Here is a 16,878-nt window from a genome sequence, read left to right as displayed (position 1 = left end):
ATCGCCGCGCTCTGCGCATCCAATGATGATGAGGGCCATGACCTCTGCCAGTGACGCAAATAGTACGCCCCTCACGCATGCCGATATCCGGGCACTCGAGCCGAATGACGCATATGAGATGTACGGCGGTCGAGCGCTGGATCAGCCGTCACCCAACGGTTCCCACTTCGCCGCCACGGTAAGGGCGGCGATCCGGCTGTTGCGCAGACGCAAGGGGTTGATTTTCGCCGTCACCATGGCCGTGCTTTCTCTTGGCACTGTGCGAACGTTTATGATGACGCCGCTCTACACATCCAAAATCCGTCTTCAAATTGATCGGAGCGTCGCGAAGATTGTCGAAGGCGGCAACATTACGCCCGTCGAGGGAGCGGACGCCGACTTCTTGAGAACGCAATATGAGCTGCTTCTCAGTCGGAGCCTGTCTGAGAGAGTGGCGCAAATGGCGCGTCTGGCCGAAGATAAGGACTTCTTTGTCCAGCGTTCATTCTCATTCCTGAACGCGATTGTGAGCTTCCTTCAGCCCGCCCAGTCGGGCCCGCCGAAGAGCCAGAGAGAGCTTATGGATATCGCGGCCGGCATCGTGCAGCAGAACGTCACTGTGCGGCCCGTGCCCGGCTCGCGGCTTGTGGACATCGTCTACTCCGATCCGAACCCGGCGCGCAGTCAGAAAATCGCGGCCGCCTATGCGAACGCCTTTATTGCATCCAATCTCGATAAGCGCTTCGAGGCGAATGCCTACGCCAAGGCGTTTCTCGAGGACCAGTTAAAGCAGCTAAAATTGCGGTTGGAACAGTCCGAAAAGACGTTGCTGGCCTTCGCGGAAAAAGAACAAATCGTTTCCATCGGCTCAAGTTCCTCGATGGTCGAAACGGATCTCGCAAATTCCAGCGCCGCGCTCGGCAACATTTCGCGCGAACGGATTAAGAATGAGCAGCTCTGGAGGCAGGTGGAAAAATCCGATGCGCTGAACTTTCCGCAATTTCTCGCGAGCGGCGCCGTCGATGGATTGCGCGCCAAGCGCAACGATCTCGTGACGGAGTATCAGGAACGGCTCCAGACGTTCAAGCCTAATTACCCGGCGATGGTTCAGATTAAAAACAAGATTGCGGAAGTGGACCGGCAACTCAACGCCGAGGTGAAGACGATCCGCGCGTCGCTGAAAAATAGCTACGAATCCTCGCTCGGCCAAGAAAGAGAAATCGCGGCGCGCGTCGCGAAACTCCGGACCGATGTGCTCGACTTTCAGAAGCGATCCATCGAGTACAACATCTTGAAGAGGGAGGTGGACACCAACAGGGATCTCTACAACGGACTTTTACAGCGATATAAAGAAGTCGACGTGGCCGGGGGAGTTGGAAGCAACAACATCTTCGTTGTCGATGCTGCAAATCTGCCAGGATCGCCATCGTCGCCGCAGCTTTTCAAATCCATGCTGCTCGCACTGTTTCTCGGCTTCGGAGGAAGCATCGCGCTGGCTTTGGTCATTGAGAATTTCGACGATGTTATCGATTCTGTCGAAGAAGCCGAGCGTGTCGGAGGACTGGCGACGCTTGGCATCATCCCCCTTGTCAAAGCCGGCATCGGAGTAACGGATGCGCTACTCGACGTCAGGTCTCCGGTCGCCGAAGCCTATCGCTCGCTGTGCACCTCGCTGCAATTCACGACGTCGCGCGGCATGCCCAAAACGCTCTTCGTAACGAGCGCGGGGGCGAAAGAAGGGAAGTCCGTCAGCTCGATCGCGATAACGCAGCACTTCGCGCGGCTCGGTCTGAAGGTTCTTCTTATTGACGCCGATATGCGCAATCCATCGCTCCATAGATATCTCGAAGCGGACAACTCGGTTGGACTGAGCTCGTGTTTGGCCGGTGCATGTGCGCCACCGGACGCCATTCAGAAAACGGCGGATCCGAACATGGCCTTCCTCTCGTCTGGCCCCCTGCCGCCGAACGCCGCCGATCTGCTCGGCAGCCCGCATCTGATGTGGCTGCTCTCGGGAAGTCTCGAAGTGTTCGATCTCGTAATCATCGACGGACCGCCGGTGCTTGGCATAGCCGATGCTTTATTGTTGTCGAACGCGTCCGAGGCGACAATTTTCGTGATGGGAAGCGGATTGGCGCGCGGCGGCGCGGTTAGAAGCGCTCTTAAGCGTCTCGAAATTTCGAAAGGCCCTCTGATCGGCAGCGTCATCACCAAGTTGGATGCGAGAGCAGCAGGCTACGAATATGGATACGGCTACGGATACGGCGCCGATGCGTTCTCTTACGGCGCGTCGATTTCGAGCACGCGCGGCGCCTCGCAGACAATCGCCGGCCCGGCATGAGCGCAAGTCAGGCTCAGGCCCTTAAGGCCGCGCTCGATCTGCTCCGCATGCCGTCTCAAGTTCGAGTCATGCGATCAGCACCGTTGCCTCCGGGCGTGCTGCTGCTGTTGCGCCTCGCCGCCTCCGAATTCGAGGCGGAGCGCGAAGCCGGGAAGATCAATAACCGCGCGCCCGATGCCAATCGAGAGGCGGCAATATTCTTCATCGAGCAGATTCTGCTCGCGTCAAATTCGGATGCCCACCGTGTGCTGGGCCTCGACGATACGGCAACGATCACTGAACTCCGTCGCCATATGGCGTATCTGCTCAGATGGCTTCACCCAGACTTGAGTAGAGATCCTCATAAAGCGCGGCTCGCGCAGCGCGTCCTTATTGCGTGGAATGAGCTGAAGGCCGGGAAGCGTGCACGCGAAGGGCAAAACAATTTCACACCGCATCTGTCACGTGCCGAAAATTCTAGCTGTCGGCAGCGTGCATTGCGAGCGACTCGGCCACCAAGCGAACGCCACACAAAGGAGTGGGCGAGCGCCGCCGGCTTCGCAAGCCTATTTCGCCGGCGGATCTGGCCACTGTGAGTGCTGGCCTGCAGGGTGAATCGAAGTCCGGCGCAGCGATCTCGGATTTTGCGCGTCTTTGTTTGAGGGTTTCGCTGGCAGCATTGGCGGTTTTGCTGTGCTACCTCGTGCTGACGCGAACATTCGTTTCCTATCTCAACCGCGTTGATCCCAGTTTGGCGCTCGCGATCCGCGGCTCTGACGCGGAAGCCGAACTGAAGCTCGCAAGAATTCAACTCGCGAGCGCTGAAGAGCGCGACGGCGACGGACACGAAACGACTGAGCAGATCCGGCAACGGCTTCTTCATGCGCTCTCGGCCGAACCGCTCAATGCCGCGGGATTTGAGCTTCTCGGCGTTGTTTCCGCACAAGCTCGCGATACCGCATCGGCGACGGCCTTCATGCAGGCAGCCTCGGCGAGATCGCGAAGGACGCCGGGAGCGCTCCTCTGGCTGATGCATCAAAAATTCGCGGAAGGCGACACCGAAGCGGCGATCGCTTACGGCGATGCCTTGCTTCGCATTCAGCCGAAAGCCATATCCGGCGTCGTGCCGGCATTCGCTCAAATTGCCGAGATGCCAAGCGGCGCGGATCAATTGATCGCCACGCTCTCAACGCGGCCGCCGTGGCGTGAAAATGTCCTTTACGCACTCAACGGAAAAACGAGCAAACGAGAGACGCCGCTCATGTTGCTTTCGGGCCTCAAGAAATCGGAGTATCCGCCGACTGCGCGTGAAATCGGCGCCTACCTTCGCTATCTGATAGACGCCAGAAACTACGAGATTGCATATTATTCCTGGCTCCAACTTCTCGCCCCAGAGCAGCTCGGATCGGCGGGACTGCTCTTCAATGGCGGTTTCCGCTTGCAGCCCTCGGGGCTTCCCTTCGACTGGACGATTGAAGGAGGAAGCGGCGCGATCGCGGAGATAGCCATCGGGCAAGGGCCGAAAGAAACGAATGCTCTATCGTTGGAACTTGGCGGAGGCCGTGTCGACTTTCGGCCGATCTATCAACTCATCCTATTGGCGCCTGGCCGGTATCGCCTTGTTGGTCTCTCGAAAGGGCACCTCAAAGGACTACGTGGCTTGCAATGGCAGATCGCGTGCCTCGAAAAGCGATCAGAGGCCGTTGGCGTAAGCGAGCCGTTTCTCGCCGGATCTTCCGTCTGGACGGAATTCACGGCAGCTTTTGAAATTCACGCAGGCTGCAAAGCTCAAGTTCTCCGGCTTGTTCTTGATGCTCGCTCGGCTTCCGAAACTTTCGTTTCCGGATCGTTTGCTTTCGCCGGTCTCAGGATCACAAGAGACGAGGCGTGATGCCCACGAACGATGTTCCACACAAAATGATCACCTGATGCCGCAACGTGATTGCGAAACATTCAGCAAGGTGGTAGTTCTAAAGGATCATTAGTGCGCAGCAACATATCAAAACTGTTGGCCTTCACCCGGGCTGCGGAAGCAATGGCGAACGCACCGCGCGTCGAGCAGACGAGGGCCGATCGCTTCTCATCGTGCTGTCGTCCCTCGCGGCAGAAGGCACGCCACGAATGGGCCTCGTCCTATGCCGGCATTGGCTGTCGTGGGGAATTCGCCCCGTTGTCCTCATCCTACACGCCGAACCGGCAGAGCTCGCACCGGATTTCGCTGCCCTCGGCATTGATTGCATCACACTCGACATTCCTCGAACGGGTCGCACGCGATATTTCATTCTCGTCGCCCGCGTGTTTGCACTGGCTCGCAAGCATCGCGCGCTAGGTCTCCTCTCGATGCCCTTCGGATGGCACGCCTTCATCGCATTGGGGGCTCGGTTAGGCGGCGTTCGGCGCGTCGTCGCGCACGTCGGCAATTATCCGAACATTGCCAACCGCTTTGCTTTTGCAAAGTTCAAGATCCTGGTCCAGTTGGGCCGGCCCCTCACCGATCGGCTCGTTTGCTGCAGCCGTTATGTCCAACGGGGCGCGACGAAACATTTCGGCGTTCGAGAAAGTGAAACGGCCGTGGTCTACAACGGCGTCCCCGTCGAGGCATTTGCTGCCGGCACAGCGCCCCGGCCAAGCGACCCGGCCAAGCCGTTCACGATCGGCATGGTGGCGCGGCTGGAAAAGCATAAGGATCAAGCAACGCTGATCCGTGCAGCAAAAATACTGAAGAACCGCGGCCGCAACGTGCAGGTCAAGATCGTCGGCGACGGCAGTCAACGTCGCGTCCTCGAGCAAATGATAAAGACCGAACAACTCGCTGACTTAGTGAGCCTTCTTGGCACGCGCCGCGACGTGCCTGCGATCATCGCAGATCTCGATCTCTTCGTGTTTTCGACGACGCCCGACGAAGGCTTTGGCATAGCGCTCGCGGAAGCCATGATGGGGCGCGTGCCGATTGTTGCGAGCGACGTCGGCGCATGCCGCGAAGTTCTCGGCGACGGTAACCTCGGGTTGCTCGTCGCGCCCGCCGATCCGGTTGCCCTCGCCGATGCAATCGATGCGGTGCGCGCCGATCCTCAAGCGGCGAACATACGGGCAATTCGTGCGCGCGAAAAAGCCATGAGGCAATTTTCCGGGCAAGCCATGGCGCGCGCATACGGCGAGTTTTTGGGCGTCTCGCCACTCGAAAGTCCCGCAGCATCCGCTCATATTGGGCAAACGGCGTGACGGCGCGCCTGCATCTCATGCATGTCGTTCGCGGATTGGGAGCAGGTGGCACCGAGATGACGTGCTTGCGCTTGGCGCAGCATTGGCAATCTGAATTTCGTCAGCACATCGTCGCATTGGGCCCCGAGACGCGCGCACTGGAACCGGCATTTCGTCAGCTTGCAAATAGCGAGCTTACAGTCGCGGCCGGAAGACCGCTGAATCACATCGCGATGTTCTGGCGGCTACGACAAATCGTGAGAGACAAATCCCCGGACGCGCTCATCATTCATGTCTTCGGCATTCCGCATTTGGTCGCCGCGGCGGCGGCAAGGAGCGCGGGTGTGAAGTCGCTCGCGGTGAAAGCCGGAAATCCGCCACCGTTGAAAAAGGCGCTGCGCCGCAAATGGGCAGCCGTGGTGTTGGGCTCGCAATTGCTGCGCTGTCCGATCGCGTCCTGCTCTGTAGTCGTCGATAAGGAGCTTAGAAAGCTCGGGGTCGGCATGCCGAAGAATTCACGAGCGCTTCCGAACGGCATCGACATCGCTTCGCTCGCAGCCAGAGCTTCGCGTTCGCGGCGAGCGCGATCAGACCAGACGCCGGTTATTGGCATGGTCGCGCGGCTGGACGCGATCAAGGATCACGACACGCTCTTGCAGGCATTTGGCCTCGTCCGCTCAAGAATTCCGGATTGCCGGCTTTGGATTGTCGGAGATGGCGCACTGAGAGGCGCGCTCGAAGCGAAAGCACACGCCTATGGGATCGCAGATTCGACGAAGTTCCTCGGTGATTGCGCCGATATTCCCGAACTGTTGGGTCAAATGGACGTCTACGCCTTCAGTACGACACGCGATGAGGGCTTCGGCATCGCGCTCGTCGAGGCGATGGCGGCAGGAGTCGCCGTCGTGGCATCCGATGTGCCTGCATGCCGTGAAGTTCTGCGCGATGGCGAAGGTGGAATTCTCGTTCCTCCCGAAAATGCGGGCGAACTTGCTCGGGCCATCGTTGACGTCCTGCAGAACACTGCCGCGCGGGAGAATAAAATCGCAGCAGCCACAGCGCGCGTTGAGCGCGAATACACGATCGCAAAATGCGCCCTGAGTTGGGAAGCTCTGCTGTTTCCAAATGCCGAGTCTGGCCGTGTCCCGGATCTCCAATGCGCATACTGACGTGCCTCGGCGATGCAACGTCGATTGATACGTGGAGCAACACGCCATTCTTCCTATTGGAAGCCGGAAAAATCGCTGGTTTCCTCGACGATGGCTGGCGTTTGGATACGAGCGTCCTTCGCTATCATCGCCTCGCGTGGAATGCCGCTCGAACGATGCAACGACTTGAGATGGGCGGCTTTCAGTACAGCCCGTCTTTTCTGCGGCGCCTCATGGCGCAGGTCGAACCGATAGATCCTTTCGCCGAAATCATAAGTCATTTTCCACTCTTCCCGCCGGTCGAGAGCGGGCTGTGCAGAATGAGCTACTACATCGACGCGACGCTCGCTCAGAACTTCCGCGATTACGGCTTGGCCGGACGAGGCGGCGTGGGAAAGTCGATGGTGGCTGACGCCATAGCGCGAGAACGCGACCAATACGAAGCGGCGGAGCGCATCGTATGCATGAGCGCCTGGGCCGCGCGTTCGGTGGTCGAGCATTACCGAATTCCGCGCCGCAAAGTCTACGTCGTGGCGCCGGGAGCGAATTTGCAATTGGACTGCGACGGCTCATTCGCGCCAAGTCTTGCCGGACCGCTTTTCCCAGTCAGATTGGGATTTCTGGGAAAAGATTGGAAACGCAAGAATCTTCAGTTCGTGCTGGAAATCGCCGACGTTCTGCATGCGCGGCGCATCCCGGTTGAAATCGTGGCCGCCGGATTCGATCCGAATGCCGGCCCGCGCCATCACCTCATGAAAGCCATGGGCTTCATCGACAAGCGCCACGACATGGAAAAAATCGCGCGGCTCATCCGCTCCTGCCATTTCACATGCCTCTTCTCCAATGCCGAAGCACTCGGCATCTCCAATCGAGAAAGCTTGCAGCTTGGAGTACCCGTTCTCGCGCGAGACGTCGGAGGAATTCCCGATTCGATACCGGAAGGATGCGGCTATCTTTTCGATCGCGCCGCGCCTGCGGGCGATATCGCAGACACGATCCAATCGTACGTCCAAGAACCCGATCGATATTGGGCGCTCCGCGAGGCCGTCGCCGGGAGAAGCCAGGAATTCACCTGGGCCGCCGCCGTCCAGAAATTGCAGGCAATCTGGTCCGGCTCGGATCGGCACGCATATGCAAGGATGAAGTCTTATGCATGATCAGGCGTCCTTGCGTTTTGCGGTGCTGCAACCTGGTGCCCGCCTGCACTATGCGCTGCCTGCAGTTTTGCAACGCGCCGGAATGCTTCAGCGCTTGTATACGGACTTCGCCAACGGCGGCCCTTTGCGCCACCTGGAAAAGGTCTTGCCGCGCTCACTGCAGCCGGCACCGGTCCGTCGCATGCTGGGCAGGAAAGTTCCGGCGGAAATTCCGCGCTCGAAGGTGAGACAGGTTCACACCGACATCGTTCGCGAGCGTGTTGTGAGATTACTCTCGAACGGCTCCTCGAATAGCGCCGCGTCGATGCTCGCCGTCGCGCGCAAGGAGCGCTTCGGTGGCGCGAACGCCATCTATACCGTTCTCGTGAACGAAGATATCGAAGCCTGCCGCGAAGCGAAGGATGGCGGTCGCACAATCGTGCATGAGGCCATGCTTGGTCCTGACGTCGGCCTCTGGCTGGAGGAAGAGCATAAGCGATTTCCCGGCCGCCTTCATGGCGCATTCTCGGTTGACCGGGTACACGCGGGGCGCGAACGAGACCGCATGAAATATCAGCTTGCGGATCTGATAATTGCGCCATCTGACTTTGTGAAAAGGGCTGTCGTCGATCTGGGTGCCGATGTTTCACGGGTGGCAGTCGTTCCATATGGCATCGACGAAAGCTGGCTTGATGCCGATCCGCGTCCCGTGCAAGGACGCGCGTTGTTCGTTGGAAGCGTCGGGCTTCGTAAGGGTAGCCACTATCTCGCAGAAGCCACTCGGTTGCTGGCGCAAAGAAGAGTTTCCTGCGATGTGCGTGTCGTCGGCCCTGTCGATCGTCGCATCTTACGCGATCCCATGTTCTTTGGTCCTGACTATGTCGACCAAATCCCCCGAACCAAGGTGAGAGAGGAATTCGCCACCGCGGATGTCTTCGTGCTTCCGACGCTATGCGAGGGCTCCGCTTTGGTCCATCTCGAAGCGATGGCATGCGGCGTGCCTGTCATCACGACACCGAATTGCGGCTCTGTCGTCCGCGATGGCGTCGACGGCATCATCGTTCCGATCCGATCTGCGATTGCCATTGCCGACGCAATCGAACGCATCGTGACAGATCGCAAGCTGCGCGAATCCATGTCGCGCAATGCCAGAGAACGTGCCGCCGAATTTACATTGGAGCGGTATGGCGAGCGGCTCGTCTCAGTGCTTCGCAAATTGCAGCCAACCAACTAAGCCGCGAGAAACAATGCGAGCAACCGCTTTGTTCAAGCCCCGACCTTCGGTAAGCGCGTGTACTACGCACTCTTAGGCTTGTCGGCCGCCGCTGGCGCATTCGCGATATTCCGCGATTGGACGCGCTGGCGTGACGTTTTCCATCCGACGATATTCTGCGTGCCGCAGTTGTTGTTCCTCTACGTCGCGATGCCGCTCTTCGGGCTTGCGACAGACGAGTTCGAATTCGTTTCGCGCGCCGGCTACTGGGATCTACTGATCGAGTTCCAATTGATCGCCGCCGTCATGAGCATGGCATTGGTCGGCGGAATTTGGTTGGGTGCGCGTCATGCTGGAGGCGTCTCGATCTCGATCGGGGGACGGGACGCGAAGGCCATTTTCGGCGTGGCGGCTTTTATCGGGGCATTGGGATCGGTGGCTTGGATCGCCGGCATCATCAATGTCGGCGGATTCGGTGCAGCCTATGGACGGGCTTACGGCGGTGGCTGGGACGATAGCGGTTACGTTCGTGAAGCAGCTCAGCTCGGATTTGTGGCCGCACCTTTGCTCGTCCTGTCGCGCCGCAAAGGTGGAATGAGAACGCAAGACTGGATGCTCGTGTTCGTCTTTCTTCTTCCTCTGCTCGTCCAAGGACTTCTGGGTGCTCGCCGAGGACCGACGTTTCTCGCGATAACAGGCCTGACGGCAAGTTACGTTCTCGCGTTTCGCCCGCGCATACCTTTTCTGCTTGCGTCGACGGCAGCGTTCGCGATCGGCATATTGATGTTATGGCTCGTCGCCAATCGCGGCGCGATTTATCTGGGTTCTGACAAGCCGCTCGACAGTCCGGCATCTCAGATGCTCGAAAACTGGTCGGGCAACGAATATCTCTTGTCTTCCGCCATCGTCAGATACGTCAGCGCGGTGGGCGAACCATTCTATGGCAAGCGTATTTTAGCGCACATGGCGGGCCGGATCGTTCCATCAGCCATTTGGCCAACCAAATATACGGACATCGTCGCAGCGTTTGGACTCGACATCGACTTGACGCAGCAGGCCGGCATTCCGGTTGACAGCATCGCGACCGTCACCGGCTGGAGAGTAGCAAACGGCGCGGCTCCGGGCCTAGTTGGCGACTTTTGGATGGAATTCGGAATGCTCGCGCCTCTCGCGGCCTTCGCTATCGGATGGCTCTACGGCAAGCTCTGGCGTGCAAGTCGAACCGACCACAGATTGCAGCCGGTGTACGCAGTACTGGCCGCGCTTTCGATCTATATTCTGACACAGACCATCGAAGCATGGCTGTTCAGGGCTTTGCTGTTTGGCTTGCCCGCGATGCTGCTTCTGAAAATATTGGCGCGGCGCCCAAGCGCAACTCCGGCGCAGATTTGGCACGCGCATCCGCTCATGCGAACGCGTCAGGCGCGCCGATGAGAATAGCGCTGCTATTTCGCAGCTACGGGCCGTATCACATCGCGCGCCTGCAAGCTCTCCGGCTATGTCATCCGGCCGTCGCGCTGGAGCATTCCAGTAACGATCCTGATTACAATTGGGACGCGATTGAGAAAAAGCACGAAGCGCGCGTTGTCTCGCTGTCCAAAGGTGAGGGCAGTAGCAAGAGCGGTGCATACTTCATGGCCAATCTTGCTGACGAACTTGTCCGGTTCTCGGCAGACGTCATCGCTATTCCAGGATATTCTGAGCCGTTTGCTTTGGCGGCCCTCCGCGTGAGCCACGCACTTGGATTACGGGCTGTCTTGATGAGCGACACGCATGCGGGCAGCGTTCGCGGATGCTTCAGTCGCGAAATATTGAAGAGGCAGTTGCTGCCTCTCTATCAGTCGGCACTGGTCGCAGGGTCACCGCACGCGGAATACCTGGCGTCGCTCGGCTTCCCGGAAGACAAAATCGAAACCGGCTTTGATGTCGTGGACAACCGGCATTTTGCGAACGCCATTAGCAGCAGCGCGAACCACGCGTCGACGCGATACGACCTACCGCAGTCTTACTTCTTTTGTAGCGCCCGGTTCATCGGCAAAAAAAACCTGCTGAGCCTGTTGGAGGCATTCGCGGATTATCGCCGCGAGCAAGGGGGGGATGCGTGGGACCTCGTCCTGGCCGGTGATGGACCGCTCCGCGACGCCATCACTCGCCGCGCCGCCGAGCTTTGTGTCGCGTCAAATGTCTATCTCCTCGGTCACAACAGTTACGCAGATCTGCCCGGCGCTTATGCCAGAGCTGGCGCATTCGTCCTTCCGAGCATCGTCGACGAATGGGGGCTCGTTGTGAACGAGGCCATGGCAGCCGGACTCCCGGTGCTTGTATCGAAAGGCGCAGGATGCCATCGCGATCTCGTGGAAAACGGCGTGAACGGCTTCGTCTTCGATCCGATGAATGTCGCCGAACTCTCGAGACTAATGGGAGTTGTCGCGACGTCCGCCGGACGGAAGGAAATGGGCAACGCGAGTCGACGCATCATTGCCAATTGGGATCTCGACCGCTTCGCGACGGGGCTCGTCGCGGCTGCCGAGATAGCTAAGCGATCGCATTCTCGAAAGCGTTTCTGCATCGGCAGCGCGGTCGCTACCGCGCTATCGCTTCGGGTCTGAAGCTCGCCGCAGCATGAAGGTGTTGTTCGTGACCAGCAGCCTTTCGCGATCGGGCGGCGGAGTGGCGACCGCTGTTCAAGCCCTTTCCCGAAGCCTGTTGGCGACGAATGCAGACGTAAACGTTGTCGGCTTGCGAGACAGTGGCTGGGAGAGCGACACGGAGGAATGGCAAGGCATTCCGGCTTCACTGCTTCGCGTCCTAGGTCCGTCGGCCATCGGATACGCGCCGGAAGCACGCAGTTGTTTGGAGCGATCGGGCGCGGACATCGCTCACACGCACGGAATCTGGAAATATCCCTCCCGCGCCGTCGCGAAATGGGGAGCGTCGACTGGCCGGCCGTATGTCGTGTCGCCTCATGGCATGTTGGACCCATGGGCGTTGAAGCATTCCGCCTGGAAGAAGAAAATCGCTGCGCGACTCTACGAGAACGCCCATCTTCGCCGTGCGGGCTGTTTTCACGCCCTCTGCGAAGCTGAAGCGCAAGCCATCCGCGAACTCGGATTCAGAAATCCTCTCTGTGTCATTCCGAATGGTATCGCGCTGCCGTCTCTCGAAGATCGTAAACCGGCTCCTTGGCGGAGCCTCGTGCCCGAAGACCATCGCGTCATGCTATTTCTCGGCCGATTGCATCCAAAGAAGAATATCGCAGCGCTCATCGATGCGTGGCCGTCCGATACAACGAATACGAATTGGCATCTTGCAATCGCAGGATGGGATGAGGGTGGCTATGCAGAAGTCCTTCGCAAGCTCGTAAAAGCGCGGCATCTCGAAGATCGCATTCACTTCATCGGACCAATGTTCGGCGGTGACAAGGACGCCGCCTTCCGCTCTGCCGATGCATTTGTGTTGTCATCGCTCAGCGAAGGGTTGCCGATTGCGGTCCTCGAAGCGTGGTCGTATGGCCTCCCGGTGCTGCAAACCGAAGCGTGCAATCTGCCGGAGGGATTTCGCGAAAAGGCGGCGTTCCGGCTGTCGCCTGAACCAGATCGGATTGCTCGCGAAATTCGTGCCTTCATGGGAATGACACCGGAGGCACGGCGAGAGATGGGGCGGAACGGCCGTCGGCTAACCGAGCGTAGCTTCTGTTGGAGTAGTGTCGCCGAACAGCTCCTCCAAGTTTACGCGTGGCTGCTTGACGGAGGAACGCCTCCTTCATGCGTCCACGTCGAACGGAGCGCATGTAGTGCAGCTTGACGCCTATGACAGCCGCGGCTTCCAGAGAGGCAAGCCGGCCTGGGTCGAAGCACTCTGGATATTGGCGCAATGGGCTTTCTTGCGGTCTCAAATTCCGGGTTCGCCACAGCGGCGCCTGATCCTGCGCATGTTCGGCGCGCGTATCGGAACGGGCGTAACGATCAAGCCGGGTGTCCGTGTAAAGTTTCCCTGGCGGCTGACGATCGGCGACTATTCCTGGATCGGCGAAGACGTGTGGATCGATAATCTCGCCGCCGTCTCGATAGGTTCGCATTGCTGCATATCGCAGGGGACTTATCTCTGCTCCGGAAATCACGATTGGGCAGCCGTCGCCTTTGATCTCCGGGCGGAGCCAATACGCATCTGCGACAGCGTTTGGATCGGAGCACGCAGCGTCGTAGCTCCCGGCGTGACAATCCGGGAGGGCTGCATTCTGACATTGGGCAGCGTCGCGACGCGGACGACGCCGCCTTGGAGCATCAACAGCGGAAATCCTGCGAAGCCGATCAAAGCGCGTCCCCGTTCATCACCAGAGATCGCGTTGCGCGAGGCGGCGCATACGTGATCGTCTTTCCCCATTCAACAATTGAACCAGCCGTGCGCATCGTCTTCATCAATCGCTTTTTCTATCCGGACCATTCGGCGACCGGCCAGATGCTGACGGATCTGGCTTTCGGTCTCGCAGAGAACGGCGCGACAGTCTCAGTGATTGCAAGCCGGCTGCGTTACGACGAACCAGACGCGCAGCTGCCGTCGCGCGAAAAGCAAAGGGGCGTAGCGATCGAGCGCATCTCGACATCGCGCTTCGGCCGCGCGAGCCTTGCACTTCGGATGATCGATTATTTGACGTTTTACATCTCCGCGGCCTGGACGTTAGCGCACATCGCGCGTCGCGGCGACATCGTCGTCGCGATGACGGATCCTCCGGCGCTGTCGATTTTGGTGTCGGTTATCGCAAGGGCACGCGGTGCGATCTCCGTCAATTGGCTTCAGGATATTTTCCCCGAGGTCGCCGAAGCGCTTCAAGTCGCAGGAAGGCGGTCATCCCTGTTGTTCGCGCCGTTTCGCCTGCTGCGTAATCTCTCGTTGCGTCGCGCCTCGATGAACCTCGCAATCGGCACGCGTATGGCCAAGCGCCTTAGAGAATTCGGTGTCGACGAAGAGCGCATTTCCGTCATTCCGAACTGGTCGGATATCGAAGCGATATGGCCTGTGCCTTCCAAGGAAAATCGATTGCGCGCCGAATGGGGTCTATCGAACAAGTTCGTCGTTGGGTATTCGGGCAACCTTGGGCGCGCTCACGGCATTGAGACATTGCTCGACGCGATTGCCGCTACCAGTCAGGCTGATGAAGAGGCGAAGATCTGCTGGCTGTTCATCGGCGGCGGCGCGTGCTTTGAACAGTTGAGGCGCGAGACGGAACGTCAAGGCATCGCCAACGTCGTATTCCGGCCTTATCAACCTCGCGAAAAGCTCGCGGAAAGCCTGTCAGTGTCCGACGTTCATATCGTCCTGCTGAAGCCCGAACTCGAAGGCCTTATCGTGCCGAGTAAGTTCTACGGTATCGCCGCGTCAGGACGCCCGACCGTGTTTGTGGGAGCGGGCGACGGAGAGGTTGCGCGGCTGATAAATCAATTCGGATGCGGCGCGACGGTTGCCTCAGGCGACGGGCACGGCCTCGCCGAGACGCTTGCCATTTTTGCAAACGACCCTGAGCGTTGCCGCGCCATGGGTCAGCGCGGGCGAGCGATGTGTGAGGCCAATTTCGGCAAGAAACAAGCCATAGCCGCATGGAGAAAACTGCTCGAGAGCCTCCTAGACAACCGACAGCAAGTCGCCGGAAATCTTGACCCTGACCGGCCTGTTGAGGAAGTCCATCAATACGACGAGACGATCATTCTCCGCTAGGTCGATGATTTTTCCGACCAAGCCATCGAAGGCGCCGCGGCCCACGCGCACGCTTTCGCCGACCCGGGGAGATGATACGGGGCGCGCGATCACGCCATCTTTCTCGCGCGCCATCAGATCGGCGAGGAATTGGTTGGGGAGGATGCACGGCAAGTCGCGCGTACATACGACCGACCTCACGCCGACCGTCGATAAGATGGGGCGCCATCGGCTCTGCGTGGAAGCCAAGCACACAAATAGATAGCCGGGAAAGAGAGGTCGAAGCACGTCGCTCACGCGCCGGGCGTGCCGAATTTGCTTTCGGATCACCGGCGCATAAACGTCATATCCCTGGTTTCGAAGATTGAACTCCGCCGTTCGCTCGCGGTTTGGATGAGTGCTGACCGCAATCCAGATGGGATTGGAGCCGCGTTCTGAAACAAAGCAGTTCATGTGTGATCTCCCGAAAATAGCACGAAAGAACTAACACTGTAGAGCGCTGGGGGACCATGCGTGTTGACCGCTTATCCACAATTGCTCAAGATGCAGAACTTGCGGAAGTGATCAATAAGAACTAGTCCATAGTTGGCGCCGTTCGCCGGCGCGACGCGCATCTCCGGAGCCGCTGAATGCACCGTTTCGTTTTGCTGTCAGTTGATGTTGCGTTGATTGCAATTTCGACCTTGATGGCAATTGCTCTGTGCAGCCCTCAGGCATCATCTGCCCTCGCAGGGACGTATCTCCCTTTCACGATGGCCGTTGCAGTTCCTGCGCTGTTGATTTTCGGATTGAATCGCACCGTTTGGCGGTTCACGTCGCTGAATGATTGTTTGCCGATCCTCGCCGTCGCCATTTGGATCGTGACGCTGGCGATGGCGGCGGTTTTTTCCTTCGATGGCGTGCAGGCCATTCCCCTTTCATTGCCGGTGATGCACGGACTGCTCATTCTATGCCTGCTCGTGGGAGTGCGCGCAGCGATGCGTCTGCGCCACGCGCTGAGACGCCGCGCGCGGCTGGCGAGAGCACTCGCTCGCGATGGACGGCAAAGCGTTCTGCTCATCGGTCTGAGCCCGGTCGCCGAACTTTTCCTGCGTTGCGCCGCAGAGAATGCCCACGAGCGTATCCACGTCGCCGGCATATTGTCCGACGCCGAGCGGCACCACGGCCGATTGTTGCACTCATGCAGGATCCTCGGTCGCCCTGAAGCCGTGGAAGACGTATTTCATGACCTCTCGGTTCACGGTGTCCGAATCGACAGCATCGTGCTTGCAACGCCGTTAGATCAGCTGTCTGCGGCCTCGCAGAGGTCGTTGGCCCATTTGGAAAAGAGCCACGGCATTCGCGTGGACCATCTCACGGCGCAATATGGTTTGAGCGAGCTGACGTCCAATGCCGGGGCCACTGTTGATGATGTTTTGCCCGAGCGGGTAAACTCCCCGCTAGTCCCGGTCTCCGGCAGCGGCAACCTCGCGCCAAGTTCGTATTTGCGATGGAAGCGCCTGATCGACGCGACGCTGGCGTTGATCGGCATAATTTGCTTAGCGCCTTCGATGGTGGTCATCGGCATTATCGTCATGCTGGATGTCGGATATCCGCTGATATTCTGGCAGCAGCGGCCGGGGGCATTGGGGAAGCCGATACGGATACTGAAGTTTCGCACGATGGGACGCGCGCGCGACCAGAACGGACGCACGTTGACCGATGCGGAGCGTGTCTCGAAAATCGGAACTCTACTTCGCCGCCTTCGGCTCGACGAGCTGCCCCAGGTCTACAATGTGCTGCTCGGACATATGTCGCTCGTGGGACCGCGACCGCTGTTGCCAGTCGACCAGCCGTCGTTCTCCGCGGCGCGTTTGCAGCTTCGGCCCGGGTTGACCGGCTGGGCGCAAATCAAAGGCGGCCGCCACCTCTCCATAGAGGACAAGGCCGCGCTGGACCTGTGGTACATCAGGAATGCGTCGTTCGCGCTTGATATGCTGATCCTCCTCAACACCGCCCGGATGATCCTTTTCGGCGAGCGGGTCGACCATCGGGCCATAGCCCAGGCGTGGCGCGACCTCAGGTCGTAGCCCTGCCATCCAGGGCTAATGACCAACTCCGGAACCCGTTGGCGCCGCTAGAAGTTACGGCGGATAGGGAGGCAAAAGTCTGGTCTCGGAACTGGTTGCAGTATCAGAGTTAGCGGGAAAC

General features: G+C 59.1%; 14 protein-coding genes. 13 read left to right on the top strand and 1 reads right to left on the bottom strand.

The genetic code is table 11. From position 1 onward, the window contains the following. The first annotated feature begins 37 nt into the window (after positions 1–37). From AACL53_RS15085 to AACL53_RS15030, 12 genes are all read left to right on the top strand, one after another. Positions 38–2,320, top strand: coding sequence for a polysaccharide biosynthesis tyrosine autokinase (locus AACL53_RS15085; protein ID WP_339085349.1), 2,283 nt, complete (start codon positions 38–40; stop codon positions 2,318–2,320). 68 nt (positions 2,321–2,388) lie between these two features. Next, a complete protein-coding gene (locus AACL53_RS15080; protein WP_339085348.1) occupies positions 2,389–2,895 on the top strand; it encodes a hypothetical protein in 507 nt (168 codons plus the stop codon). Beyond that, the gene (locus AACL53_RS15075) at positions 2,892–4,190 is read left to right on the top strand and encodes a hypothetical protein (protein WP_339085347.1); all 1,299 of its coding nucleotides are present in this window, start codon (positions 2,892–2,894) and stop codon (positions 4,188–4,190) included. Before AACL53_RS15080 ends, AACL53_RS15075 begins: the two co-directional genes overlap by 4 nt. 230 nt (positions 4,191–4,420) lie before the next feature. Further along, entirely contained in the window at positions 4,421–5,521 is a 1,101-nt protein-coding gene (locus tag AACL53_RS15070) for a glycosyltransferase family 4 protein (protein WP_339085346.1), read from the top strand. Next, complete coding sequence (locus AACL53_RS15065; protein WP_339085345.1) at positions 5,518–6,669, top strand: glycosyltransferase; 1,152 nt, start codon at positions 5,518–5,520, stop codon at positions 6,667–6,669. The genes AACL53_RS15070 and AACL53_RS15065 overlap by 4 nt, the downstream gene beginning before the upstream one ends. Next, positions 6,657–7,805 (top strand): glycosyltransferase family 4 protein, encoded by a 1,149-nt coding sequence (locus tag AACL53_RS15060; RefSeq protein ID WP_339085344.1) that lies wholly within the window; start codon positions 6,657–6,659, stop codon positions 7,803–7,805. The genes AACL53_RS15065 and AACL53_RS15060 overlap by 13 nt, the downstream gene beginning before the upstream one ends. After that, complete coding sequence (locus AACL53_RS15055; RefSeq protein ID WP_339085343.1) at positions 7,798–9,018, top strand: glycosyltransferase family 4 protein; 1,221 nt, start codon at positions 7,798–7,800, stop codon at positions 9,016–9,018. The genes AACL53_RS15060 and AACL53_RS15055 overlap by 8 nt, the downstream gene beginning before the upstream one ends. A gap of 57 nt (positions 9,019–9,075) precedes the next feature. Continuing rightward, complete coding sequence (locus AACL53_RS15050; protein WP_339085341.1) at positions 9,076–10,431, top strand: oligosaccharide repeat unit polymerase; 1,356 nt, start codon at positions 9,076–9,078, stop codon at positions 10,429–10,431. Then, positions 10,428–11,606: a glycosyltransferase family 4 protein gene (locus AACL53_RS15045; RefSeq protein ID WP_339085340.1), complete on the top strand. Its 1,179-nt coding sequence runs from the start codon at positions 10,428–10,430 to the stop codon at positions 11,604–11,606. Before AACL53_RS15050 ends, AACL53_RS15045 begins: the two co-directional genes overlap by 4 nt. A 13-nt stretch (positions 11,607–11,619) precedes the next feature. Continuing rightward, positions 11,620–12,801, top strand: coding sequence for a glycosyltransferase (locus AACL53_RS15040; RefSeq protein WP_339085339.1), 1,182 nt, complete (start codon positions 11,620–11,622; stop codon positions 12,799–12,801). Further along, positions 12,791–13,366 (top strand): WcaF family extracellular polysaccharide biosynthesis acetyltransferase, encoded by a 576-nt coding sequence (locus tag AACL53_RS15035; RefSeq protein ID WP_339085338.1) that lies wholly within the window; start codon positions 12,791–12,793, stop codon positions 13,364–13,366. Before AACL53_RS15040 ends, AACL53_RS15035 begins: the two co-directional genes overlap by 11 nt. After that, positions 13,363–14,709 carry a glycosyltransferase family 4 protein gene (locus tag AACL53_RS15030; RefSeq protein ID WP_339085337.1) on the top strand — a complete coding sequence of 449 codons (1,347 nt, stop codon included), beginning with the start codon at positions 13,363–13,365 and terminating at the stop codon, positions 14,707–14,709. Before AACL53_RS15035 ends, AACL53_RS15030 begins: the two co-directional genes overlap by 4 nt. Here AACL53_RS15030 and AACL53_RS15025 read toward each other — a convergent pair. After that, positions 14,617–15,141, bottom strand: coding sequence for a transcription termination/antitermination protein NusG (locus AACL53_RS15025; RefSeq protein WP_339085336.1), 525 nt, complete (start codon positions 15,139–15,141; stop codon positions 14,617–14,619). The genes AACL53_RS15030 and AACL53_RS15025 overlap by 93 nt on opposite strands. Before the next feature lie 176 nt (positions 15,142–15,317). Between AACL53_RS15025 and AACL53_RS15020 the strand changes: the two genes are divergently transcribed. Next, positions 15,318–16,757, top strand: coding sequence for a sugar transferase (locus AACL53_RS15020; RefSeq protein ID WP_339085335.1), 1,440 nt, complete (start codon positions 15,318–15,320; stop codon positions 16,755–16,757). The last annotated feature ends 121 nt before the right edge of the window (positions 16,758–16,878 follow it).

It is taken from the genome of Hyphomicrobium sp. ghe19, assembly GCF_902712875.1.
Taxonomy (GTDB): Bacteria; Pseudomonadota; Alphaproteobacteria; order Rhizobiales; family Hyphomicrobiaceae; genus Hyphomicrobium_B.
Note: the sequence above shows the minus strand (reverse complement) of the source record. Positions and strands in the feature narration are given on the sequence as shown.

Coding starts and splice junctions, on each gene's coding strand:
- AACL53_RS15020 (WP_339085335.1), top strand. CDS start 15,318: ATGCACCGTTTCGTTTTGCTGTCAGTTGATGTTGCGTTGATTGCAATT.
- AACL53_RS15045 (WP_339085340.1), top strand. CDS start 10,428: ATGAGAATAGCGCTGCTATTTCGCAGCTACGGGCCGTATCACATCGCG.
- AACL53_RS15025 (WP_339085336.1), bottom strand. CDS start 15,141: ATGAACTGCTTTGTTTCAGAACGCGGCTCCAATCCCATCTGGATTGCG.
- AACL53_RS15040 (WP_339085339.1), top strand. CDS start 11,620: ATGAAGGTGTTGTTCGTGACCAGCAGCCTTTCGCGATCGGGCGGCGGA.
- AACL53_RS15070 (WP_339085346.1), top strand. CDS start 4,421: ATGGGCCTCGTCCTATGCCGGCATTGGCTGTCGTGGGGAATTCGCCCC.
- AACL53_RS15055 (WP_339085343.1), top strand. CDS start 7,798: ATGCATGATCAGGCGTCCTTGCGTTTTGCGGTGCTGCAACCTGGTGCC.
- AACL53_RS15080 (WP_339085348.1), top strand. CDS start 2,389: ATGCGATCAGCACCGTTGCCTCCGGGCGTGCTGCTGCTGTTGCGCCTC.
- AACL53_RS15060 (WP_339085344.1), top strand. CDS start 6,657: ATGCGCATACTGACGTGCCTCGGCGATGCAACGTCGATTGATACGTGG.
- AACL53_RS15085 (WP_339085349.1), top strand. CDS start 38: ATGACCTCTGCCAGTGACGCAAATAGTACGCCCCTCACGCATGCCGAT.